This window comes from Thermodesulfovibrionales bacterium (genome assembly GCA_035686305.1).
Taxonomy (GTDB): domain Bacteria; phylum Nitrospirota; class Thermodesulfovibrionia; order Thermodesulfovibrionales; family UBA9159; genus DASRZP01.
Window position 1 is genome coordinate 1 of the sequence record DASRZP010000127.1, and the last position, 3,135, is coordinate 3,135.

A 3,135-nucleotide genomic window follows, 5' to 3' on the forward strand; every position below is an offset into this window, starting at 1 on the left:
GCGCCAGCGTACCAAATCTTATCCGGGTTAGAGTAATAATAAATCTTGGCAGAAAGGATAGCGTCTCGTGGGAGAAGCCTTGATGAACGAATGAAGCTCTTCAGAATCTGAGAATCTACGACCGTGTCGTTATTGAGGAGAAAGATGTATTCCGACCTATTCTTCAGAGCATGCCGCATACCGACGTTGTTTCCACCGGCAAAACCGAGGTTTTCCCTTGTTTCGATGACCGTGACTTCAGGGAATGCATTTCGAATGGCTTCGACGGAATTATCACTGGACCCGTTATCGACGACGATGACTTCGAAATGAGGATAATCAACCTGCCGAACCGATGCAAGGCACTCCAGGGTATCATCCCTGCCGTTCCAGTTAATAACGATGATAGCTATTTTAGGATCTTCCGTCATGGAGGGCCAGATCATTCCCGGCTGTAACGAGATATGAAATAGTGGCTGAAACTGTCACCGCCATGTCCCAACCCCTCTGAAAAATATGCGGTGACAAGGTAGACACAACCAGCGAGAGCGACCAACAAATACACAACATGTTTTTCGGTCCTATCCTTTATCATCTTCGTGAGGTCCTATCATGGAGCGTTCTCATGATGTCTTCAGAACCTGTCCCAATCGTAAATTGGCTCTCAGGAAATAGGGGAGACCGATGAGGAGAGAAAAGAGGAAGATACCCCCCTGGTATGCAAAGGAGAGTGCCAGGGCATTCTCTTTGACGACATGAAAGGGCGCCAATGCCATCCAAAATGCAACTTGCATAACACCGAGCGCGCCGGGCGAAGAGGGGATGAGAAAGCCGATATTCACAAAAAGGAGGAGCACAAGGGCAGCCTCAAAAAAAAGAGACGGCATCCGGTGCGTGAGAGAGAGGATAGACAGGTAATTGCATGTCCATGCGGAGATACTGAGCAGGAATACCAGGAAGAGTGTATTGGACTGTTTCAATTGGCCGAGGGGCTGCAAAAACCTCTCGATATAAGTCAGGGACCGGGATAACAGCCTGCCATGCCTCGGCAGGAGATTTGTCGCCTTCGAAATCATGTACAACGTGACCGCCGTCAGCGCGATGATCGCTATCATAATGAAAAGTATCTTGACGGTGTCGGGTGTAAGACCTCTGCTTCCATACCATATCCCGATGAGGAGAAAGACAGCCAGGGAAGAGACATCAAAGAGCCTTTCTATGAAGACCGTTGAGAGCCCTGCCATACGAGAGATACCTGCGCATTTGTTCAGATAATAGACACGGACCATTTCGCCGATGCGCAAAGGAAGGACGTAGTTTGCCATGTAGCCGACAACGATGCCGCCGAAAAGCGTGGTATATTTTACCGTCAGGATCTGGTGCGTCGTGATTCGCCACATAATCGCCCGGAACACACAACTCAAGCCGAAGAAGAGGACGCAGAGAGCGATGTCAACGCCATTGATGTTGAGGAAAGCCGCCAGAAACTGCGAGAACTCGATTTTATAGAAAGCGAAGAAAAGAAAGAGGCCGCTGACAGCGAATCCAAGGATGATCTTGAACGTTTTTGAATGAGACATCGGGAGATACTGTTTATCTGAAGAGATTGTATTTCACGATACATCTCAGGGCCGAAACGCCATCTTTCCAGCCTATCTTCTTGCCCTGCTCATAGGTCCTGCCGTAATAGGGGATGCCGACCTCGTATATCCTGCATCTCAGCTTTGCGATCTTTGCCGTCACCTCAGGCTCAAATCCGAACCTGTCCTCCTCAATTCTGATGGACTGGATGATTTCCCTCCTGAAGGCCTTGTAGCACGTTTCCATATCCGTCAGATTCAGATTCGTAAACATGTTTGACAGGCCGGTCAGGATCTTGTTTCCCACCATATGCCAATAGTAGACCACGCGGTGAGGGTCGCCTCCCATGAACCTCGAACCGTATACGACATCAGCTTTTCCGTCCAGAATCGGCTGAATGACCTTGGGAATTTCGTTGGGGTCGTATTCCAGATCCGCATCCTGGATTATCACGACATCTCCGCTTGCCGCAGCGATGCCCGTCCTCAGAGCAGCGCCCTTCCCCTTATTCCTGTCGTGATATACGATTTTATCGACGAGGGGTTTAATCGTGCTCTTCAACACTTCCCTGGTCCCGTCCGTCGAAAAATCATCGACGATAACGATCTCCTTGTTCTCGTAAGGCGACTTTGTCACAGCGCCGACAATGTCTGCTATCGTCTGGACTTCGTTGTAACAAGGTATAACGATACTCAGTTTCATAATCTATGCCCCCCTGAAATAATCAATGGTCTTCTTCAGGCCTTCTGCGAGCGGGATTCCCGGCCCCCACCCTAATACCGTTTTTGCAAGCCCTATGTCCGGCTGCCTCTGACGTGGATCATCCTGCGGAAGGGGCAGAAAGACTATCTTCGACGTTGACTGCGTCAGCTCAATGACCTTCTGTGCCAGCTCGAGGATCGTAAATTCTCCAGGATTTCCCAGGTTGACGGGTCCCGTGAAGTCGTCGGCGCTGTTCATGAGCTTCAGAAGACCGTCAATGAGATCATCAACGTAGCAGAAGCTTCTCGTCTGGCTGCCGTCGCCGTATATGGTGACATCCTCTCCCCTGAGCGCCTGCATGATAAAATTGCTCACAACCCTCCCGTCATTCGGATGCATGCGGGGTCCGTAGGTATTGAAAATCCTCGCCACCTTTATCCTCAGCCTGTGTTGTTTATGGTAGTCGAAGAAGAGCGTTTCAGCACACCGTTTCCCCTCATCGTAACAGGAACGGGACCCGATGGGGTTGACGTTCCCCCAATAACTCTCGGGCTGGGGATGGATTGCCGGGTCTCCATAGACTTCAGAGGTCGAGGCCTGGAGGACCTTTGCCTTGACCCTCTTTGCCAGCCCCAGGACATTGATCGAGCCGTGGACGGAAGTCTTCGTTGTTTGTACCGGGTCGAACTGGTAATGGACAGGGGAAGCAGGACAGGCGAGATTGAATATCTCGTCGACCTCGACATAGAGGGGGAACGTGATATCGTGACGGAGAACTTCAAAATAAGGGTTCTGGAGAAGATGGACGATGTTTCTCCGTGTCCCGGTAAAGAAATTATCAACGCACAAGACTTCATTCCCTTCCTCCAGAAG

4 protein-coding genes are annotated in these 3,135 nt (G+C 50.4%); all 4 read right to left on the reverse strand.

The window, feature by feature from the left end; translation table 11 throughout:
- Window positions 1–410: glycosyltransferase family 2 protein (locus VFG09_14215; protein ID HET6516311.1), on the reverse strand; the 410-nt coding region annotated here is incomplete at its 3' end.
- Window positions 411–602: 192 nt separating this feature from the next.
- A complete protein-coding gene (locus tag VFG09_14220) occupies window positions 603–1,559 on the reverse strand; it encodes a lysylphosphatidylglycerol synthase transmembrane domain-containing protein (GenBank protein HET6516312.1) in 957 nt (318 codons plus the stop codon).
- A gap of 13 nt (window positions 1,560–1,572) precedes the next feature.
- Window positions 1,573–2,262: a glycosyltransferase family 2 protein gene (locus VFG09_14225; protein ID HET6516313.1), complete on the reverse strand. Its 690-nt coding sequence runs from the start codon at window positions 2,260–2,262 to the stop codon at window positions 1,573–1,575.
- Window positions 2,263–2,265: 3 nt separating this feature from the next.
- Window positions 2,266–3,135: UDP-glucuronic acid decarboxylase family protein (locus tag VFG09_14230; GenBank protein HET6516314.1), on the reverse strand; the 870-nt coding region annotated here is incomplete at its 5' end.